The 20468-nt window shown below is 45.6% G+C and carries 19 protein-coding genes and 4 tRNA genes; 3 read left to right on the forward strand and 20 right to left on the reverse strand.

Annotated features, from left to right (window positions below):
* Positions 1-251: 251 nt before the first annotated feature.
* From ABFC84_06870 to ABFC84_06880, 3 genes are all read right to left on the reverse strand, one after another.
* Positions 252-2723, reverse strand: a complete 2472-nt coding sequence (locus ABFC84_06870; protein MEN6412473.1) for a LuxR C-terminal-related transcriptional regulator — start codon at positions 2721-2723, stop codon at positions 252-254.
* Positions 2724-2816: 93 nt separating this feature from the next.
* Positions 2817-2981 (reverse strand): hypothetical protein, encoded by a 165-nt coding sequence (locus tag ABFC84_06875; GenBank protein MEN6412474.1) that lies wholly within the window; start codon positions 2979-2981, stop codon positions 2817-2819.
* Between the two features lie 323 nt (positions 2982-3304).
* A complete protein-coding gene (locus ABFC84_06880) occupies positions 3305-3514 on the reverse strand; it encodes a hypothetical protein (GenBank protein ID MEN6412475.1) in 210 nt (69 codons plus the stop codon).
* A 754-nt stretch (positions 3515-4268) separates the two neighbouring features.
* Between ABFC84_06880 and ABFC84_06885 the strand changes: the two genes are divergently transcribed.
* Together ABFC84_06885 and ABFC84_06890 are read left to right on the forward strand one after the other, a co-directional pair.
* Positions 4269-5519, forward strand: coding sequence for an MFS transporter (locus ABFC84_06885; GenBank protein MEN6412476.1), 1251 nt, complete (start codon positions 4269-4271; stop codon positions 5517-5519).
* A gap of 17 nt (positions 5520-5536) precedes the next feature.
* Complete coding sequence (locus ABFC84_06890) at positions 5537-6394, forward strand: hypothetical protein (protein MEN6412477.1); 858 nt, start codon at positions 5537-5539, stop codon at positions 6392-6394.
* A 287-nt stretch (positions 6395-6681) separates the two neighbouring features.
* Here the strand turns inward: ABFC84_06890 and ABFC84_06895 are convergent.
* From ABFC84_06895 to ABFC84_06915, 5 genes are all read right to left on the reverse strand, one after another.
* Positions 6682-6756 (reverse strand) — tRNA-Arg (locus ABFC84_06895).
* A 114-nt stretch (positions 6757-6870) separates the two neighbouring features.
* Positions 6871-7260 (reverse strand): zinc ribbon domain-containing protein, encoded by a 390-nt coding sequence (locus ABFC84_06900; GenBank protein ID MEN6412478.1) that lies wholly within the window; start codon positions 7258-7260, stop codon positions 6871-6873.
* A 134-nt stretch (positions 7261-7394) separates the two neighbouring features.
* Positions 7395-8717 (reverse strand): MFS transporter, encoded by a 1323-nt coding sequence (locus tag ABFC84_06905; GenBank protein ID MEN6412479.1) that lies wholly within the window; start codon positions 8715-8717, stop codon positions 7395-7397.
* 95 nt (positions 8718-8812) lie between these two features.
* Positions 8813-9328: a transcription repressor NadR gene (locus ABFC84_06910; protein ID MEN6412480.1), complete on the reverse strand. Its 516-nt coding sequence runs from the start codon at positions 9326-9328 to the stop codon at positions 8813-8815.
* A gap of 30 nt (positions 9329-9358) precedes the next feature.
* The gene (locus ABFC84_06915; protein MEN6412481.1) at positions 9359-10354 is read right to left on the reverse strand and encodes a potassium channel protein; all 996 of its coding nucleotides are present in this window, start codon (positions 10352-10354) and stop codon (positions 9359-9361) included.
* A 159-nt stretch (positions 10355-10513) separates the two neighbouring features.
* On the opposite strand from ABFC84_06915, the gene ABFC84_06920 reads away from it, so the two are divergent.
* Entirely contained in the window at positions 10514-11155 is a 642-nt protein-coding gene (locus tag ABFC84_06920; protein MEN6412482.1) for a lactate utilization protein, read from the forward strand.
* On the opposite strand, the gene ABFC84_06925 is transcribed toward ABFC84_06920, so the two are convergent.
* From ABFC84_06925 to ABFC84_06980, 12 genes are all read right to left on the reverse strand, one after another.
* Entirely contained in the window at positions 11152-12774 is a 1623-nt protein-coding gene (locus ABFC84_06925; GenBank protein ID MEN6412483.1) for a sensor histidine kinase, read from the reverse strand. The two genes, ABFC84_06920 and ABFC84_06925, sit on opposite strands and share 4 nt — an antisense overlap.
* Positions 12761-12964, reverse strand: a complete 204-nt coding sequence (locus ABFC84_06930; protein MEN6412484.1) for a hypothetical protein — start codon at positions 12962-12964, stop codon at positions 12761-12763. The genes ABFC84_06925 and ABFC84_06930 overlap by 14 nt, the downstream gene beginning before the upstream one ends.
* Positions 12965-13041: 77 nt before the next feature.
* Positions 13042-13536: a GNAT family N-acetyltransferase gene (locus ABFC84_06935; protein ID MEN6412485.1), complete on the reverse strand. Its 495-nt coding sequence runs from the start codon at positions 13534-13536 to the stop codon at positions 13042-13044.
* A gap of 246 nt (positions 13537-13782) precedes the next feature.
* A tRNA-Val gene (locus ABFC84_06940) sits at positions 13783-13858 on the reverse strand.
* A 65-nt stretch (positions 13859-13923) separates the two neighbouring features.
* A tRNA-Glu gene (locus tag ABFC84_06945) sits at positions 13924-13998 on the reverse strand.
* A gap of 7 nt (positions 13999-14005) precedes the next feature.
* Positions 14006-14081, reverse strand: a tRNA-Asn gene (locus ABFC84_06950).
* A 60-nt stretch (positions 14082-14141) separates the two neighbouring features.
* Positions 14142-15632: an altronate dehydratase family protein gene (locus ABFC84_06955; protein MEN6412486.1), complete on the reverse strand. Its 1491-nt coding sequence runs from the start codon at positions 15630-15632 to the stop codon at positions 14142-14144.
* A 2-nt stretch (positions 15633-15634) separates the two neighbouring features.
* Positions 15635-17164 carry a tagaturonate reductase gene (locus ABFC84_06960; GenBank protein ID MEN6412487.1) on the reverse strand — a complete coding sequence of 510 codons (1530 nt, stop codon included), beginning with the start codon at positions 17162-17164 and terminating at the stop codon, positions 15635-15637.
* A gap of 25 nt (positions 17165-17189) precedes the next feature.
* A complete protein-coding gene (gene iolB / locus ABFC84_06965) occupies positions 17190-18011 on the reverse strand; it encodes a 5-deoxy-glucuronate isomerase (protein ID MEN6412488.1) in 822 nt (273 codons plus the stop codon).
* 16 nt (positions 18012-18027) lie between these two features.
* Entirely contained in the window at positions 18028-19113 is a 1086-nt protein-coding gene (locus ABFC84_06970; GenBank protein MEN6412489.1) for a M24 family metallopeptidase, read from the reverse strand.
* A 57-nt stretch (positions 19114-19170) separates the two neighbouring features.
* The gene (locus tag ABFC84_06975; GenBank protein MEN6412490.1) at positions 19171-20172 is read right to left on the reverse strand and encodes a TRAP transporter substrate-binding protein; all 1002 of its coding nucleotides are present in this window, start codon (positions 20170-20172) and stop codon (positions 19171-19173) included.
* A gap of 112 nt (positions 20173-20284) precedes the next feature.
* Positions 20285-20468: TRAP transporter large permease subunit (locus ABFC84_06980; protein ID MEN6412491.1), on the reverse strand; the 184-nt coding region annotated here is incomplete at its 5' end.

Consider the following 20468-nt stretch of genomic DNA (forward strand, 5'->3'; position numbering starts at 1 on the left):
TCACTCTATCCACTGGTAAAATCATGCCGCATATACCAAAAACGATTAGCACCGATGGACTGAACAGCAAAACCAAAAACGCCGGTTTGCACTTTGTTATCTAAAAGGGTAACGCCGGAAAAAGATGTGTCCGACGTTTTATATGGGGGCTAACCTCTAAAAATAGCTATAAAAAGACCGAATTACCTTAATTATAAAGTAATTCGGTCTTTTTATATACTATACGAAAGTATATTCTTTCCCATTTTATTCTATCGTTCTTCGATTATTTTTTTCGTAAGCTCATTTCGGCTGCTGATACTTAATTTAGCATAGATAGTTTGCAACGCTTTTTTTACAGTAATTTCAGCAATCATCAGACTGTCCGCTATTTTGCGATTCGGCAATCCATCTGCGACAAGTTCGGCAATTTCCAATTCTCTTCTTGTAAGATTTAACAGTTTATCACCGTTTTCCAGTTCATCCTGCATAGCTTCAATTTTTTTAGCAATGGCTGCGTACTGTGCTCGAACTTTGTCAACAAACCCGGCGTATTGCTCATTCTTTTCCAATTCAGCAAGAATCGGAAGAATATATTCCCCATTTTCCACAAAGGGTATGATCAATTGATCCGGAGCAGCGATATCAAGCGCCTGTTTAAGAGCGGCCCGGGCTTCCCGGTCATGTTTCCGTTGATACTGAGCGGCAGCTACATAAATATGAGTATATACCTGTCCCAACAGATTGGGAAAAACATTCGCCGTATTAATAAACGACCTGGCGAGACCGAGAAGCTTCAAATATTCACCCTTCAGCAGCAATGATTTGCCGTATACAATGTTAAAAAATCCATGACTGGGAAAAAACAAACGGCTTTCCTGAAGTTGACCGGTTGCAATCCATGAAGGGATCTTCTTTACCTGATTTAAACAAGAATAAATAAACCCCTCACACAGATCTGCCGTATGAACACATAAATACTGCCCATATTGTTTAATTTCCCGACGGATTTCCTGCAAAAGATTTTGTATGGAAAATAAATTTCCCTTAACAAAAGCCAGACGGATTTGCAAAAATAAGGCACATATGATAACCGTCAGCTGCCGACGGGGCTGCGCCGTATCCATTGCTTTATACATAATGATTTCAGCATTTTCAAAATCGCCGATATAATAATAACGCTCTGCCTCCATGAGATACTCCGTACCGGAACCATGTCCGTCGGTCAGCCGGTAATAATAGGGCGCGCACTCCATTATTTCACTGACTTCCTGCTCAAGCTGCCCGCTGTCCCGATAAAACAAATAAAGGACAGAAGGTGAGCCTGTCCATGAAGATTTATTGTCAAACAACCGGGACGTCCCCCGCATTAACCGACAGGCTTCTCGATGATGTTCAGACATTCCGGTAATGCTGTTATATTTAGTAAAACTATATAGCAGTTCAAGCTCTCCCCTCAAGTATCTTTGCCTTTGCTCATCCTGAATCTCGTCAATATACCGGATGATCTCCGCAGTCTGAGTGGCAAATAACTCTTTTTCATTAAATAAAAATAGCGTTCTAAGATGAAGTAAACAGGCTATTGGATGTTGTCGCTTCACTTTCTTCGGGCATTCAGCAAAAATCCGACTGACCCTTTTTCCCCGTTCATTATTAATACTGTTGCCTTTATCCAGTTCGATGACAGTTAACAGTTTGTCAAAATCAGCGGCTTTATAAAAACAATCCATCGCATGAATATAATCTTTGACACTTACATACCACATCCCAGCCAGCCGAAAAATCGCCTGCCGGGTTTCACCTTTCTGCCGATCCAGTATTTTTCTCAGATAACCGGTAAGAACATTATGCATGCGATAGGTTCTATTCACCGGATCGTATGTAACAAAAGCATTCTTCGCTATAAGCCAGTTGAGTATTTTTCCCACATTCTTTTTTTGAACCATCGCTTGGGCCTGGGGCAAGGTAAAGCTGTCAAAAATACAAATACTTAGCAAAAATTCCCTGACTTCTGCCGAGCAATGTCTGTAGATAACCTTGTCGATGAGATCATGCAAGCCGGTCTTCCAATCAACCTTTCCCTCCTGCAAAAAACTTAACATGCAAAGATATACGGCGCTGATCCAGCCTTCGGTATAATCATAAAGTGCCGCTGCTTCCCCGGGTTTAAGACGGATTCCACATAGCTTATAATACTCAATGATTTCGTTCTTTGTAAACTCAAAAACTTTTTTATCAATCACATAACAATAGCCTTTCAGAGCCAGTTCTGTCGTATTTTCGCCAAACATCACCCGGGATATGATTACAATATGCAAATTTGGCTGAACCGTCTTGATCAATCGTTCCAGAAATTTATCCATATCTTCGGATAACAGTAAATGATAATCATCAATTACAATGACGGTTTTATTGGTAAATTTCACACTTTCTATCATCTCGATAGCCTCTTCGATAAAGATACTGCTTATCGGTGCTCCCAAAGCGGCCAGGCTATTTGCACAGCCAGTATCCAGCTTTTGAAACAAACGGCTGAACCCATGCCAAAAAACGCTCACCGAATCATCGGCCAGTGTTTGCCATACCACCTTCGCCTTGCATTTTTTCAAATATTCCTTCACAGCGGTAGTTTTGCCATATCCCATGGGTGCCACCACGACTGTTAAAGGATATTGCCAAATATTATTCATGATTTTATTCATCGACTTACGCCTGTATAAAACCGCAGTATTATGTGCTAACATTGTAAGCCATCTCCCAGGAGCAATATGATTCGCAGCATCTTAGAGGGTACGCTGGACGGCTTGTAATCGGACACTATATTCCAATTAAGGTTCTCATTTTCTCTTCGCAATAACATCAAATCCTGCTCCGTTTCCTTCGGATAATGAACTGCTCTTCTCCATTCGACGGTGATTTTCCTGCTTGATGGCAATTCTGCCATTGCTTGCTGAACAGAGTATTTTCCCATCATCTAATGCCTGTTCATTTTTTTGATCCATACTCTTTATCCCCTTTCTTATCCACCATAAAAGCAAACCCTCTACCAAAAATCTTGGTAGAGGTCAACATCAGATAGCTTCATCACCCAAGGCTTATATTGCCGAATAGCCCGACGATGTTATATTCCAGCACCCATCCATATTCCCAGCACCTTTCTCTGGTTACTCGTATTGCATCAATTGCTGACCGATTTGGTCGATACCCATAATAATCTTCAAGAAAGACGGGCTCTACTTTTGGCTCAAATGCCATGCGTGTCACCATTTGGGCAATTCGGTCTTCGATTGTTGGTATCCCCAATAATCTTTTCTTACCATTCTTCTTAGGGATTTCCACACCCCCTTACGGCTTTCGAGAAATAGCTTCCCGATGACATATGGTTCCACAGTTTGTAGAGATTGTCTTTTAGATTTTCTTCGTATGCCTCAAAAGTAATGCCATCTACGCCACCAGCACCTTTATTTGCTTTTACCAGCTTGTACGCGGTTAAAACCACATTTTTGGAAATTTGAAACGATTTTTCCCCGTTCATAAAATCCTCTCATTTCTGGTTGTTTTATTTGCGAGTTATGAATGATAGAATCCCTTCGCTCCACCCTCATTACAAAGGTTTCCTCACTACTACGGATTCTTCCGCACCTGTACAGTTCATCACTATTCACCCTCGTCGTTCTCTGCTTGGATTTTCACTTAACATTACTGCACAGGATTCTCCTGTTCCTAAAAAGAGCCTATGTCATGTTCCTAGGATCTTTACACCGACAGCCGTTCAGTCAGTAATCAGGTTTCTTCTGAACTCCTCCCACCTGCGTCAAAAAACAGTTGGTTTTGACTGTATTTTCGTATTAACGATGCTTCGTCGATCTCTTCACTTTCGTTTAGCTCCACAACACATACCTGACTGCTCTCAACAGCCTTTTCCCTTGCGCTCAGTACCATATCTTTAGGATATAGCTCCCAAGGATGGTTTGAAACTTACACCTGAATATCGGTTTCGAGAAGGCTTCTCTCATCTCTTTTAAAGCACGCCGTTAATGGCACTTCAGGACACACTTTGACGCTTATTTTTAAGGAATGAAAAAGTTTTCTCGGCAAGAAGGAATATTCAAAATTTAGTATAAATACCATATATAAACAATAATTGCCGTTGGACCAGAGAAAAGAAAAGTCCAATTACACTAGAATTATACACTAGCGTAATTGGACTTTCATTGTTTATTAGGAGGTGAAATGAAGGTTGGTTCTATTTAATAATGGATATGGGCCAATATGAAGGAGGGACAGAGATGTTAATTAACGAAACCGGACCTAATGCTCGGTACAGCAAAATGGTTTTATTTGGTTGTTGGTTAGGATGGTTTTTGAATTTTGCCGACAGATCCCTATTAGCTCCGTTAATTCCACTCATTAAGCAAGAGATGAATCTTGGCTATTTAGGTGTAGGGTTTTTAACAACTGCTTTTTTTATCGGCTACACAATAACGCCTGTTCCAGGCGGTTATTTAGCTGATAAATTTGGTGCCAAGAAAGTGATTGTTCCCAGCATGGTTGGTTTTGGTTTTACCACATTATTTACTGGATTTGTGAATTCCGCTCCGATGTTATCTTTAGCACGGGGGATAACCGGATTATTTGAAGGTTCGTTTTATGCAACTGCTGTTGGTTATGTATCCTCGGTTTTTTCAAAGGCTAACCGCGGCAAGGCGATGGCACTCTATTCTACCGGCTGGACGTTGGGAAGTATGGCCGGAATATTTTTTGCAACTTTTATGGGCGTTAATTACGGCTGGCGTTCTCCTTGGATGTTTATGCTTATTCCCACATTATTAGCAGCTTGGTTGTTTTGGAAGTATGTCCCACAGATGAAGCGGGAAGAAACGCCGGCCTTTCTGGAAGCAGCTATGGCAGGCGGTAAGCAAAAAGGAGTTTTAAGAGATGTGCTTAAAGTCCGTAATGCTTGGATTATCTTTGCCTTGCAATTTATTGCAAATTTTGGTTACTGGTCTATTAACACGTTTACCCCATTATACTTTGCCGAGGTAAAAGGTTTTTCCTTTGTTGCATCCGGATCGTTATTAGCTGTTATGCTAATTGCGGGAACATTTGGTTCTATTGCATCAGGTATAGTATCAGACCGGCTGGGTAGAAGAACTGGTATCTCCCTGTTTTTCGCTACAGCAGGATTAACTTGGTTCGGAGTGTTAAACTCCACAACTGTTAGCGAAACGTTAGTCTGGGCAGCAATCTCCGGTTTCTTTATTACCGGGTTATATCCTACGATTTTAGCTTGGATGACAGACTGTGTGTCTCCCAACTTAACAGCGGCTGCCAGCGGATTTGGTATTATGGGAGCAGAAGTTGGCGCATTCACAACTCCCATGGTATCCGGAATAATCGCCAATGCAATGGGACTGGACGTGGCCATGAATATCTATATTGCTTCCTATATTGTTGGCGCAGTTGTCGTATGGGGCGGAAAAGAAATGATTGGCGGTACAATTCAAACAGGAAAAGCCCAAACTATCAATATCAATTAACTTTAAGGGGGATGAGCATGGGATCGTGGTTAACGCTACCAAATGATGAACTGGCACGGTTTCAGGGCAGCCGCTGTTATCAGTTAATTGTTGAAAAATATTTGGCAGCAATAGGAAATAAAGACTGGCAGCAGCAGGTACAGGAATTATTGTCTATGGGCAGCCCCCTTAGTTCCTATCAATATCCGGCGTTGTCAAATTGGGAATTCCAGGTTTCTCCGGGATCGGGTGCACACCACACTCATTTTGGCGGCTTAGCGCTGCACACTTTGCAAAACCTGGAGTATGCCGAAAGCTGGGCTACCGTTTATCAGTCAAGAAGTATTCCGGTCAGCAGGGATTTGTTGTTTGCTATGATTATTCTTCACGATTGCATGAAACGGTTTATTTATCAATTTGATGATCAATTTAACCTGGTTAAGGCGGAAGATCCTTTTATAGCGAAAAGTGAGGATCATCATTCGTGGGTAATCAGGGAAATGGCGGCTAGAGGCTTTGATGTTGAACTGATTAAGGGCGTTGCAGCTATGCATGGTATTGATGATGTTTCCCTCGATAGCGGAGTTACAGGGACTGCGGTTGTTAGCCATTATCTTCACATCGGTGATTCGCATCTCAACTATACAGAGGATGACATTAGGCCGGAACACGTCATCGGCTTTCTTGCTGATTCCGACTGGCACTGGAGCGGCCAGGCACAGAGAAAAAGTCATTTTCTTGCAAAAATAATGGCGAAAAAGCTTCAGGCGGACCCTAAATATCTGGCTCTTTATTTAGGGTCGAGATTTACTTTTGAAAAAATTGGTTCAATCATTGAAGCGGATGGATATGAACAGGCTGCCGGTAAGGTTGAGGCCATGATTTCGCTGAAGTGATAAACTTGGAATGACGTCACCTATTGAGTTCAGGGTATTGAACGACCGTCTCTTTAGGCAAGAAGTCGAAGTCGACAAATTAAAAATAGCAAAATAATGCTTCCGGCCACCGTGCCGGTTTTTTTTGCCTGAAGTCCCAAGATATAGGTTATAATGTCAATCGCTTTTTACTCATTTTTACCCAATAAAACACAGTATTGCCTGCCTAATTGCCTTCTCATCCATATAATGTAAAAAAGTCTTCCAAGGCTAAAGTCCTGGAAGACCTGATTTCATTACATTTTAAATGGTGCGCCCGGTAGGAATCGAACCTACGCCACCGGTTCCGGAGACCGGTGCTCTATCCCCTGAGCTACGGGCGCATATTGTTTTAACCACAAATAGCATTATAACATAATGCATGCAGCATGTCTAATTATTTTAAAGAACTTTTTACAGCAAAATATACCTTACGAAAGAGCGGACCAAGCTAACCGCTATTTTTCTTCTATCGCTGCCTGACAATAGGGGCATTTCTTCCAGCCCCGTTCCAATTCCCTGCCGCAGGAACGGCATTTTGGCTTCAGGGTATAGCCGCAATAAGGGCATATCTTAAACTCTTCTTTTACTTTACCGCCGCACATGGTACAGCAAGTCGTTTCGTCTACCACCGTGGCTTCCACGTCAATAATATCCGGCTTGGTTTTTGATGATTTCATCCGCGGCTTGCGCCCCAGCAGTAAATACAGGGGAAAAACAATAATCAGCATAGCCAGGGTTCCAAGGGACCACAATAAGGCAGAGCCAAGGTCATGGCCACGGCCTCTGGCATCACTATACACCCAATACGCTGCGACAAATGCAATTAAAAAACTGATGGCGGCCATACCGGTTCCCCCTATAAATTCCATGACTTATCCGACTGAATTCAGTCCTATTTGATTATAGCACGTCAAAAGTCAGTTAAGCAATATCAAAGGCTCTCGCCCCAGTGTAACCTGATACATGCATGGTTCTGTAGTCAGCCGCTAATTTCATCCAACGTCCTGCCTTTTGTTTCTTCGCCAAAAAACCAAACCACTGCGGCAATCAGCAGCATAACTATCGTAAACATAAAGAATACTCTCGCAAAGCCACCGTTGTCGGTAATCATATAGCCCACTACCGTAGGCGCCAATATACCGCCGATTCGGCCTACCGCAGCCGCCCAGCCTGAACCGAAAGCCCGCACCCGGGTAGGATATAATTCCGGTGTATAAGTATACACAACACCCCAGGCTCCCAAATTAAAAAAGGACATTAGGCTTCCCCAAATCAGCACTGCCGCCGGTGAGCCGCCCTGACCGAAAAAGTAGGCGCATACCGCACTCAAAGCGAGAAAGCCTGCCATCGTTCCCCGCCGGCCAATCCGGTCCACCAAATAAGCCGCAGTAAAGTAACCAGGCAATTGGGCAACCGCCATTAACAAAACGAACTCAAAAGTTTTTAGCACTGTATATCCCTGCCCAACCATTAATGACGGCAGCCAGGTAAAAATGCCATAATAGGAATAAACAATGCCAAACCACAACACCCACAGCATTGCGGTACGCTTGACAAAGCCGCGAGCCCAAAGATCAGCAAAAGCCACCCGGCTGCTTTTCTTCGCCGGAGGTGCTACTGCTTCCGCCGTCACCGTCATCCCGACTGTCGACCGCTCTATTTTGCTGACGATGTGATGGGCTTCCTGCAAGCGCCCCTTGTTCAGCAAATAACGCACCGATTCAGGTACAGCCCGCCACACCTGAAAAATATACAACGCCGGCAGCGCACCGATAAAGAAGGCCATATGCCAGCCGTAGCGGGGAATAATCAAATACGATATGAGAGCCGCCGCCAGCCAGCCAACTCCCCAAAAACTTTCCAGCAAAACAATAAATTTCCCCCGGGCAGCCGGCGGTGAATACTCAGTCACCAAAGTAACCGCCACCGGTAATTGCCCACCAAGGCCAAACCCCACCAAAAAACGAAAAGTAAGCAGAGATTCATAACTCCAGGCCAGACTGCACAGCCCTGTCGCCACGCTGTAGATTAACAAAGTAGCGGCAAATATTTTTTTGCGGCCGAAATGATCGGCGGCCGAACCGGCCAGTACGGCACCAAGCGCCATTCCTACCAGTCCGATACTGCCAATGTAACCCATCTGAGTGCTGCCAAGGCCCCAATCTTTGGCCAACGCGGGTAATACAAAAGCAATAATTCCGGTATCCATAGCATCGAACATCCAGCCCAGCCCGGTAATACATAATAGTTTGTAATGAAAACTTCCCACCGGGATACGTTCCAAGCGACTAATGATATCCATAATGGCCTCCTTGATGTATTTACATCTGTCTTGTCACATGCGATTATTATAAATCATCAGCCTAAAAATGGCAAGCCCCTTTGAGAGACTTCCTGCTAATTGACTAATATTCCCTCCTGCCGCAATTCTTGCTCAATTTGCCGCAAAGCCTTACGATCAGGCAGCTCCAGCGTGTGCAAGTGTACGCCGCCGGTAACGATGGAAAGGGGTTCGGCGCCGCTGCCTGACAAATTATGCAGAAAATCCGCAATATCCCGCCGGGATGACAGCATCAAATTCGCCCGGATCTCACCATATACCGGATGTTCCACAACTACATCCAGCACCTTGCCCCCGTTATCAATCATGATGGTAAGCTCTTTGGCTAAAGCATCCCGTCCATGCCGGCAGGCCAAAGTAGCGGTAAGCGCTCCGGTCTTTTCCGCAGCCGGCAGAATATATCCCTGAGGGGTTGCATACACTGCTTCTCCGGCGGCCCGAAGAATTGCAATATCCCCAACGATAATCTGACGGCTTACTCTTAATTCCCGGGCCAGTTCCGTACCGGTCACCGGTTTGTCCGCTATTTTCAATTTTTGCAGCAACGCCCTGCGGCGCTCTTTCGTATCCATATGATCCTCTCCAGTCCGCTCCCATTTCAATCACTTGCCGCCCGCCAAATCGCTAAGCTTGCTTAACTCGCTACGCTGCCCCAATACAACCATGATATCGCCGGCCATGATAATTTCATCGGCCTGGGGGTTGGTTATCAATCGTTCCCCCCGTTTTACCGCCACTACGATAGAATCAAACTGCCGCTTGATTCCACTGTTGGCGAAGCTTTTGCCAACGAGCGGTGAATTGTCCCCAATCTGCATTTCTGCAATATCCATATGCAATTCCTGATTATAAAATACATTTTCCACAAAATCCATAATCACCGGTCTGGTCATTGCCGATACCATCCTTCTGCCGCCCATGACCGAAGGAAAAACCACAACATCGGCTCCGGCCCGATGAAGCTTTTCTTCCGCTTCCGGTCGATCAGCCCGGGCCACAATATGAATATCCGGATTAAAACTTTTCGCGGTCAACGCCACATAAACATTATCGGCGTCATGAGACAAAGCCGTGATAATTCCTCTGGCCCGCGCGACTCCTACTGACTGCAGCACTTCATCCAAGGTAGCATCGCCGTTCACTGCCAGCACTTTTTGTTCCACTAATTGAGCGAAGATGGCCGGATCCTTCTCAACAACGACAAACTTTTCTTGTTCGTGCTGCAGCCGTTCAACAACATTGGAACCAACCTTGCCGGCCCCGCAAACGATAATGTGTTTTTCCATACTGGCAATATGTCGAAGCATATCGTGCCTCCCTAAAATATCTTTGAGTTGTCCTTCAACCGTCATGCTGACAATCAGCGTCAAAGTATAATACGCCATCCCAAAGCCGAGTACAATCAAGCAAATAGTGAATATCCGGCCGGCCTGAGTATGGGGAATAATATCACCGTAACCGACAGTAGATATGGTTACAATGGTTAAATACAATGCATCAAAAAAAGGCAAATTTTCCAAAATCATAAAACCGGTAATACCGGCGATTAAAATGACCAACAGCAAAGCCGTGGATATTTTGAGCCGGGTTAGCAGCATTCTCTCACCTCAAAACCAGCATCCTATATTTTCCCTTGCTAATCCTTGGGGGTGGCCGATCTGTCAAGGATTTCCCTACTCCTTTTCGAGCAGGAAAATCCTTCTCTAATGTTGAAATATTTACTATATTCCATATTATTCGCTAAGGAGGCTTTTGTAATGAGTGAATTCACAGATTGGCACAACGATCTCTTAGGTGCCAAGGTAGTAGAGGCTTTGAAAAAAAATAATTTTACCGCCTCGTATGTGAAAACCCGTAAAGAAGCACTGGAAAAGCTGCTTGCACTAATCCCTCAGGCTGCCACAATTGGTATTGCCGGTTCCTGGACAATCAAAGAAATCGGACTGGATACCGCCCTGGAAAAGCGGGGAAATACTGTATATAATCACAATAAGCCCGGCTTGACCAAGGAAGAATCCCTGGAGGTACGCCGCAAAGAACTTCTCAGTGATGTATTTCTAACCGGAACCAACGCCGTCACTCTGGACGGACAGCTGGTCAACGTGGACGGAGCCGGCAACCGGGTAGCTGCCATGACTTTCGGTCCCAAACAAGTATATGTCATTGTCGGTACTAATAAAATCGTCAAAGACCTGAATGAGGCTCAGCAGCATATCAAACTGTACGCCGCACCGATTAACAATAAGCGCCTCAACTTGCCAAATCCCTGTGTAAAAACCGGCGAATGCATGAACTGTCAATCTCCCAGCCGGATCTGCAACATCACAACCATTATGCATAAACGCCCAATGGCCATCCAAATCCATGTTGTAGTTGTCGGTGAGCAATTAGGCTTCTAACCGCCAGAAGCCGGAGCAGATGAAGCCGGTAAAAAATCAGCTATCCGGGGAAGTATAACCGAAACGGTCGTTCCTTTCCCGACATTGCTGTCAATTTTAATATCGCCGTCATGACTGTTAATAATGCTGTAACAAATAGAAAGTCCCAGCCCTGTTCCATTTTCTTTTGTCGTATAAAAAGGCGTTCCCACTCGATTCAAAATTTCTTTCGGAATCCCCATACCATTATCCTGAACCGTAACAGTTGCTGTGTCCGAGTCAACCGAAAGCGATACATGAATCTCTCCCTTTTCCCCCACGGCTTCAATGGCATTGCGCACCAGATTAATCAGTACCTGTTTCACCTGGGATTCATTGCCGTTCACCCAGGCAGTCTGCTCCGTATAATAATCCAATATCGCATTTCTGGTTACCGCCTGGCTTTCCATCAGCAATATCACATCGCTGATGGTTTTAGCCAGGTCAATTTTTACCATATGACTGGGATTGGACGGCCGGGCCAGCATCTGAAATTCGCTGATCAGTTTTTCTATCCGCTCAATTTCTCCCGACATAACATTCAGATAACTCTGCTTCACCGGTTCTCCCTGTTTGCGCATGATGAGCTGAAGAAACCCTTTTATTGAAGTTAACGGATTGCGAATCTCGTGAGCAATTCCCGCCGCCAGCTGATTTACGCAGGTCAGCCGTTCCAGGCGAAGGCTCTCCACTTCTGCTTGATGACATCGTGCATCCCGTAAAGCGCCATACAGCAAGAAAATCACCAGCAAGATAAGCGAAAAAATGATCATGTCGGTAAACGAGTCCCGCAGTATGGCCGTATATAAATCATACTTTGGTACCGCCATAACGACCCGCCAGTCCGTATTGTTCACAGTCGTATATATGTATTTTTTCTCAATATCATCAACAACTGGGTTATTGACAATTTCCCCCTTTTGGGGACTCATAAAGTCCATTCGCAGTTGTTGAACGCTATCATTTGCCCACGAACCGGACTTGTTCCGGGGAGAGTGAATCATTTGTATATATTTATCGAAGATAAATATATACTGCGGATCTGTCAGCGGCATGCTTCCCACCATCCGGGATATTTCCTGAATAGGCATTCCGGCAGCTAACACAGCTTTTGTCTCACCATGAGAATCCAGAATGGGCACCCGCAGGCTTACGTAAGCACCGGCAACTCCGTCTCCATCATAGACAATGCGGTTGGAAACAACGGGATTTCCTGCTACCGCCGCTGCAAAGCTTTCCCCGTCACGCACCTGACCGAAATGATGTTCCGGCGCTCCCTCAGCGATAAAATTCCCGTTCCTGTCAAAAACAACAGCATTAAAAAAGCCTAATAAATCAACCGTCCGTCGCAGTTCCCGATTAATATTTTCAGGGTCAAGACTAACTACCTCCGGATCGGTTGCCATCAGCTGCAGCGCCACCAGCCGGCTGTCCAGGTATAGTTCCAATTGATTTGACACCAAGTTGGCCCCGTCCCGTTCTTGCATAACAACCGCTTGATATTTGGCGGTAAAATAATAACGCATCAATCCGGAAAAAAGTAAAAGAATAGCCATTACAATCAGCCATTTAGCCCATTTTGCAACATTAATCGATAACATGTAACTGCCATTCCCCCTTCTCCTTGACATAATTCGCCAACAGCAGACTGATTCCTGCCTTACCGGGAGATCCGGAACAGAATACAAAAAACGAGCGTCCGGATATTATCCAAACACTCGCATATTCAGAAGCGGCGGGCGATGACAGGATCGAACTGACGACATCCCTGCTTGCTTCTAAGTTAGTCACACGTTAAAATTACATAGAGAAGTAAACCGTTACCTCAACTCTACAAAATATAATTTCTAGCCATTAAGTTAAATTTTCTACAATTTCCACCAAAGAGTTTCCCCGCGTTTGTCTTTTTTGAAGCCACTACGCTCTAAAATCTTTTGAGAAGCCAAACCTTCTAAATCAGTTTCTGCAATTACACTTGTAACACAATTTTGTTTTAATGCCCACTCACACATTGCTTTTACTGCCTCTGTCATATATCCGTTGTGCTCAAATTCTTTACCTAAACCATAGCCAATCTCAACTTCACCGTTTTCATTAGGAACATCTTTAAAATCCGCTGAACCCACTACAACCCTATCATTCTTGCGAACTAAGAAAAAAAAGCTATGCCATACGTAATTGTTAGGGTCTTTCTGGTTTTTTTCATACTGACCCTTTACTATTTCAAGAAAAAAGCCTTTCATTGCTTCTGCCTTATAGGAACAATTTAATACCTTTTCAAGAGTAGTAATATCTTCAATCCATAATCTTAATTGGTTGGGGTTTAATGGAATAAGCTCTAAACGTTCAGTCTGTATTATCATTTGTTACCTCCACTAGATAATAAAAAAGCTTTATACCGAAACGAATTATAAGGCATGTTAGCAGTATCCGATAATAAAGTTTTTATAAAAGCATTTTTGATAGTTTAGAATACGTCCGCCAACTTACATCAGAAAATAAAAATAGCTCATCCGCCGTTAACGGACAAGCCAACATCTATAGCGTTGCGGACAAAGTAACAAATCAGCCAGCTTGTGATATATCCGCAAGCCCGCGAAAAATCTAAATGGTGGGCGATGACAGGATCGAACTGCCGACATCCTGCTTGTAAGGCAGGCGCTCTCCCAGCTGAGCTAATCGCCCTTGGGGATGTGACTCCAAGATTCGGCAAAATTTGTTTAAAATTCCAGCAGAATCTACAGCCGAATTGGTGACCCGTGCGGGAATCGAACCCGCGATACCGCCGTGAAAGGGCGGTGTCTTAACCGCTTGACCAACGGGCCGAATAAATGGCTCCTTGAGTAGGACTCGAACCTACGACCGATCGGTTAACAGCCGATTGCTCTACCAACTGAGCTATCAAGGAACAACATAATGAATTATACGGTATTATAAAAGAAAACGCAAGAGGTAAACATAAATTATATTATAATGTTACGCCATTTTTAAAAATGGCAATTTCACGAAATCCTAAAATCTCCGATTTTGTCAGTTCTCCCGAGGCAACCCGGACAATGTGGTTCAGTAATTTCTCCATCGCCTGCTCCGGCGGAATCCCGGCAAGCAAACTACCGGCATTAAAGTCCATCCAGCTGCTTTTGCGGGAAAAGATGTCATCATTGGTGGCAATTTTCACCGTAGGCACGACAGTTCCTAACGGAGTCCCCCGGCCGGTGGTGAACAGAACGATTTGGCATCCGGCTGCGGCTAAAGCCGTCGACGCCACCATATCGTTTCCCGGAGCACTTAATAAATTCAGTCCATTGATTTGAACCGTATCGCCATAGGCCAGCACATCTACAACCGGGCTGATGCCCCCTTTTTGGGTACAGCCCAGGGACTTTTCCTCCAAAGTCGTAATGCCGCCTTTTTTATTGCCGGGTGAAGGATTTTCATAGATAGGCTGATTGTGGTCTTTAAAATACTGCTTAAAATCGTTAACGAGACCGACGGTCTTGCGAAAAACAGTTTCATCCACAGCCCGGTTCATCAAAATGGTTTCCGCACCAAACATTTCCGGAACTTCCGTCAGCACCGAACTGCCCCCCGCGGCAATTAACCGGTCGGATAACGCCCCCACCAGGGGATTGGCCGTTATCCCGGAAAAGCCGTCCGATCCGCCGCATTTTAAGCCAATGACCAACCGGGAAACCGGACAGTCTTCTCTCACGAAACGGGAGACATAAGCTGCAATTTCGCCTACCAGCCCGATTCCCGTTTCAATTTCATCCGCCACATCCTGGGCACTCAAAAATTTGACCCGGTTTGCATCATATTCCCCTAAGGCTTGTTTAAATTCGCTGATATTGTTATTTTCACAGCCCAGCCCCAGCACCAGGACACCGCCGGCATTAGGATGATTGACCAGATCGGCGAGAATGCGCTGGGTATTTGCCTGATCCCGGCCTAACTGGGAACAGCCGTAAGGATGGGTGATTTCGTAAATTCCGTCAATATTGCTGCAGCCGGCAAATCGTTTCACCGCACCGTCGGCAATGAGCCGGGCATTACGATTGACGCAGCTTACGGTCGGTATTACCCATATCTCATTTCTGGTGCCAACCCGCCCGTCCGGCCGGCGATACCCCTGAAAGAAGGGATCTCCGGCCGGCTGCTGTTCCTTGATCTTTGCCGGCTGATAATGATATTCCAGAATTTCGCCAAGATTCGTCTTGAGATTATGGGAATGAATCCAGTCGCCGATATGAATATCGGCCGCAGCATGACCGATAGCAAACCCATATTTGATGACATTTTCGCCGGAAAAAATGTCTCTGATGGCTATTTTATGGCCTTTGCCAATATCTTGCCGGGCTTTTAGGACACCATTTTCAAAGAAAACCGCTTCACCTTCCCGGATATCCCGCAGCGCAACAGCCACATTATCCCGGAAATGAATTCTAAACAATGCTGCCACGACTATTCCTCTCCGATCAACTGAGCAATAACCTTTTGGATGCCTTCGCTGGTGATTCGATACAAATAACCGCCGACTTTTTCTTGCAAACCGGGTACCTCATTCAAATCTCGGCCCCAGATGCTCCTATTGGCCAACACTTGCCCGGTAAGCCTAGCTGCTCCGGCAGGGCTGCCGTCATACTCCGACCAGGCAGCGGCAAAGAAGCGCAGCACCAGCAAGTCATCCTGCATAACGAAATCGTCTTTCTCCCGGGAGGCTTTCATCACCGAACCGTCAATGCTCCCCCGTTGATACACAGCAATCAAGGCCGCTAAGGAGAACGTCAGCTTTTCCGGCAGCGTATGATTGAGCTGCCGATACTCCAGGATAGAGGGTAAAACCCGTGCTTTAAATTTAGCAGAAGAATTCAGCAAAATACTCAGCAGGTAATGCCGGATATAGGGGTTTTGAAACCTTTCCACCACGGCGTTGGCAAATTCGGTGAGCATGGCTTTATCCAAGTCAATGGAGGGAATAATTTCATCATAGATAATTTGTCTGACATACTTGCCCAGCACGGCATGATCCATCATCTCTCCCACCGTATCCAGTCCATAGAGAAACGCTGCCGGAACGGAAGAAGTATGAGCCCCGTTTAAAATACGAACCTTTCGCGTCCGGTAAGGCGTCATATCCTCCGTCCAAATTACATTCAAGCCAACTTTAGCAAAAGGAAGCTTTTCCGACAGTTCCCGCGGTCCTTCAATCACCCAGAGATGAAATAATTCACCTGTGTCCACAAGAGCATCCTCATACCCCAGCTGCTCGGTAATCCCGGTAATTTCATCTTTCGGATAACCGGTAACGACCCGGTCCACCAACGTATTCAAAAATTGGTTATGACGTTTAATCCATTCCCGGAACTGCTGCGTCAAATCCCATTTTTCCGCCAGCTTCAAAACAGCGGCTTTCAGGTTATCTCCGTTGCGGTCAATCAGTTCGCAGGGAAGCATCACCATTCCTTTTGCCGGATCGCCGTTAAAATACCGGAAACGATGATACAGATAAGCGGTTAATTTCCCGGGAAAAGAAACCGGCGGAGCATTGTTCAACTTATCATTTTCATCGTAAACAATTCCCGCTTCTGTTGTATTGGAAATTGCAAACTCAATGAAAGGATTTTCGGCGCATTGCAAATATTCCTGCCATTGGGTGTAGGGGTTGATTCCCCGGCTTATGGAACTGACAATTTCTTTTTGTTCTACCGGTTTCCCGTCCTGCAGGCCGCGCAGGATGAGGGTATACAAACCATCCTGCTCGTTAAGTCTGGCTGCCAGTCCTTCAGCAATAGGCTGTACCACTACCACCCGGCCGTTAAACAAACCCTGAGCATTTAATTGCTGAAACATCCAATCCACAAAGGCACGCAGAAAATTACCTTCGCCAAATTGAATGACCCGCTCCAGCAATGTCGCCGCTATGGGTTGAACTTTCAGCTCCGGCGGAAAATGAAATTTGCTGCTTATTAACTCTCGCTTCAAAGTAGTCATAGCAAGTTTCCTCTCAAAAAATTCATTAATCTTTTAATAAGGGAGCAATATTTTGAATCCAGGCATGCTGAGGATCATCGCAAGGCTTCAATCCGCGGCCATCCGTTCCGGCCATAACCCACAGATAATACAGTTGATATCCGGGAGCGGCAGCAACAGGATGATACCCCAGAGGCAGCGCCACCGAATCACCGTCTTTAATCATATAAGCTTCCCGCAGGGAAAAATCATCCGTGTACATGATCTGAACGCCGAACCCGGCACCTGGTTTAATCCTAAAATGATAAATTTCATCCATTTTTGTTTCAAACGGCGGATTTTGCGTATCATGCTTGTGGGATGGATAACTGGACCACTGGCCCGGATAGGCAAAAGTCTCGCCAACTATAATTTTATCCACTTTCCCTTCGGCGTTATCCACCACAATATCATGGACATCCCGCTTAAAGTTGAGAATACCGCGATGATTGATTACCACTTCGTCCGGCCGCACGGCAAAGGAAGCAAACTGCTTGTCTGCCACTGCCGCTACAACCGCTGCCGTCAAATCCTGGCCCTGAGTCTCAGTAACGGTATACCGGCTGTGAATCGGCACATAAACCGCTGCGGCCGGACCGGAAAATACATCTTTCCGTTTACCCAGATCCTCATATACTTCATTGCCTACTGTAATCCGGCAATTACCGGACAAAATGACCACGACCACTTCCTCGCCCTGAGTTTCACCGGAGTATTTCTCTTTCGCTGCCAGGTTCAATAAACCCAGCCCCGTTAATGGCGTCTTCTCGCCAATTCCAAATATTTTCTGGTAACCTTTTTGTTGTTTTGCCGTTGCTAAATAACTCATTTCATTACCTCCTTGTTTAACGTACCAAGATTGCCGGGCGTTGTAACACGAAATCGCCGCAGACTACATTCACCATGGGAAACTCACCGGCGACCGTTACAACCACGGGTTTATTATTTTTCACCAGTATTGTATCCTCGGATTTAACGCCGGCGATTGTCGGATTCCAGGCGTAAGCTTGACCGTTCTGCACCCTTTCCTCATTCTCTCCGGTTGCCCTGAATTCCCGGGAATTATAGCCGGTCATTCCCCCCTGGTGATGATACTGCCACTCGTTAGGAAACCCGGCTGCCGCATACGCCGCCCGGCCGCTGCTAAAAATGTCTTTCATCTGCGTCCCCGGCACAGTGGCGCCTATATATGCCCCATCCACCCGCAGTACTTTTTCAAACCGTTCTTGCAAATCCCGGGGCGGTTTGCCGAAATGAACCAAGCGGGTAGCCGATGCGTACAAACCGTATTTTTGTCCGGACAAAACCAGCATCGCATATTTTTTCAACCGCTTATCCGTCGGCAGCGGATGGCGGTATTGGAAAGTCCGTTCGTCCACCGCCACCAGAGCTACATTAGCTTCAACAGCGTAATCTAAGGCCGTCTGCCGGATCATTTGGGCGATTTCCCGTTCGCTGCTGCCCGGCTGAATCGTCATCGCAACTTTCGCTAAAATTTCCGCTGCCGCTTTCCCGGTATCCTCATAGCGCTGCTGTTCTTCCGGCAGTAAAGACCAGCGAAGCCGGTTAAACGACACTCCCATCTGGCGGTCACTGGCAATTCTGCTGCCTGCCGTAATCTGCTGTAAACTTTTCGACAGGCCATCGTTATCCCACCAGTTGTAAAAATTTTTTTCAATAGCAAGCGTCGCCAGCTCTTCGGCCATTAACCGCTCTCCCTCAATGTTGTTGGCAATTAAGTACACCTGATCGTTTGTTATCAGTAAATCAGCGCAGGATTTTTCCACTGCCGAATTGATATAAGGCCTGCCGCCGGTCAGCCATAAAAAGTTGGTCTGGGTAGTAATGAGAATACCCGGTATTCCTTCTGTCTGCATAAAAGAACGCACTCTTATCAGTTTTGTCTCAAATTCCGAAATTGTCCAGGCCAATTGTCCGTCCCCTCCCTTCTTCTGTTAAAAGGGCGGGCCTAAGCCCGCCCTTTTAGCTTATTGAACTGCCTTGATTTGACTGATTACATCTTTGTACTCCGGATATTTTTCATACATAGACGCAACCGCCTGTTGGAAAGGCGCTTTATCGGGCTTGGAAATCGTTACTCCCTTAGCTTCCAGTTCCTTCAGGGATTTTTCCGTATAATCAGCCCATAATTTTTTCTGATAAGCAACAGACTCAGCCGCACATTGGACCACTAGCTTTTGATCTTCCGGGCTCAAAGAATCCCACACTTTTTTGCTCATCATCAATACCTCGGGCACCATAGCATGTTCATCTAACGCGTAGTACTTACACACTTCATAATGTTTACTGGAATATAAACTGGGTGGATTGTTTTCAGCGCCGTCGATGATCCCAGTCTGCAGGCCGCTGTACACTTCACCATAACCCATTGGTGTGGCAGAACCGCCCAGGGCATTTACCATATCGACAAAAATTTTACTTTGCTGCACTCTGAGTTTCAGACCTTTACCATCTGCCGGCGTGTTCAAAAGCTTGCTTTTAGTATAGAAGCTGCGCGCGCCGGAATCATAGTAGCCCAGACCTACCAGATTGCTTTTTTCCAATTCTTTCAGCATATCTTTGCCGATTTGGCTGTCCAGCACTTTCCAAAGATGATCCGCATCCCGGAACAAAAACGGCATGGAAAATACGCCCATTTGGGGTGCAAAACCAACCAAAGGAGCACTGTTGACACGATTAATCGCAATAGTTCCCATTTGTGTCATTTCGATGCTTTCTTTTTCACCGCCAAGCTGGGCCCCGGCATAAACCTGCATTTTAATTCGTCCCTGGCTTCTTTCATCCAGCAATTTAGCCATATATTTCAATCCCATAGTCGTCGGATAATCCTCCGGTTGAACATCAGCTGCTTTTAAAATAATTTCTTTCTTAGCCGACGGAGCGGAAGTCGACGATCCGCACCCTGCCAGAAGCGCCGAAGCGGCAAACAATACCAAAATCGCCAATGACCACCATTTAAGTCTTCTCACAAGAAACCCTCCCCAAATTTTTAATTGTGTTGAAGTTTCCGCCATACCTTAATCCTGTGTCGCATCCCTCCCTCGGAATCATGCAGTCTTCCCGTTCTTTTCTCCTTATCCATTACGGCATAAACATCTTAGGCAGCGTCATGGTAAAGGCGGGAACATAAGTCACCAGAATCAAAACCACAATCAGCACCGGAATAAACAGCAAGATCGGCTTCACCGTACTTTCCAGACTGCATTTTGCAATAGCACAGCCAACAAACAAAGCCGTACCTACCGGCGGATGAATAATGCCAACC

This window comes from Veillonellales bacterium (assembly GCA_039680175.1).
Lineage (GTDB): Bacteria > Bacillota > Negativicutes > JAAYSF01 > JAAYSF01 > JBDKTO01.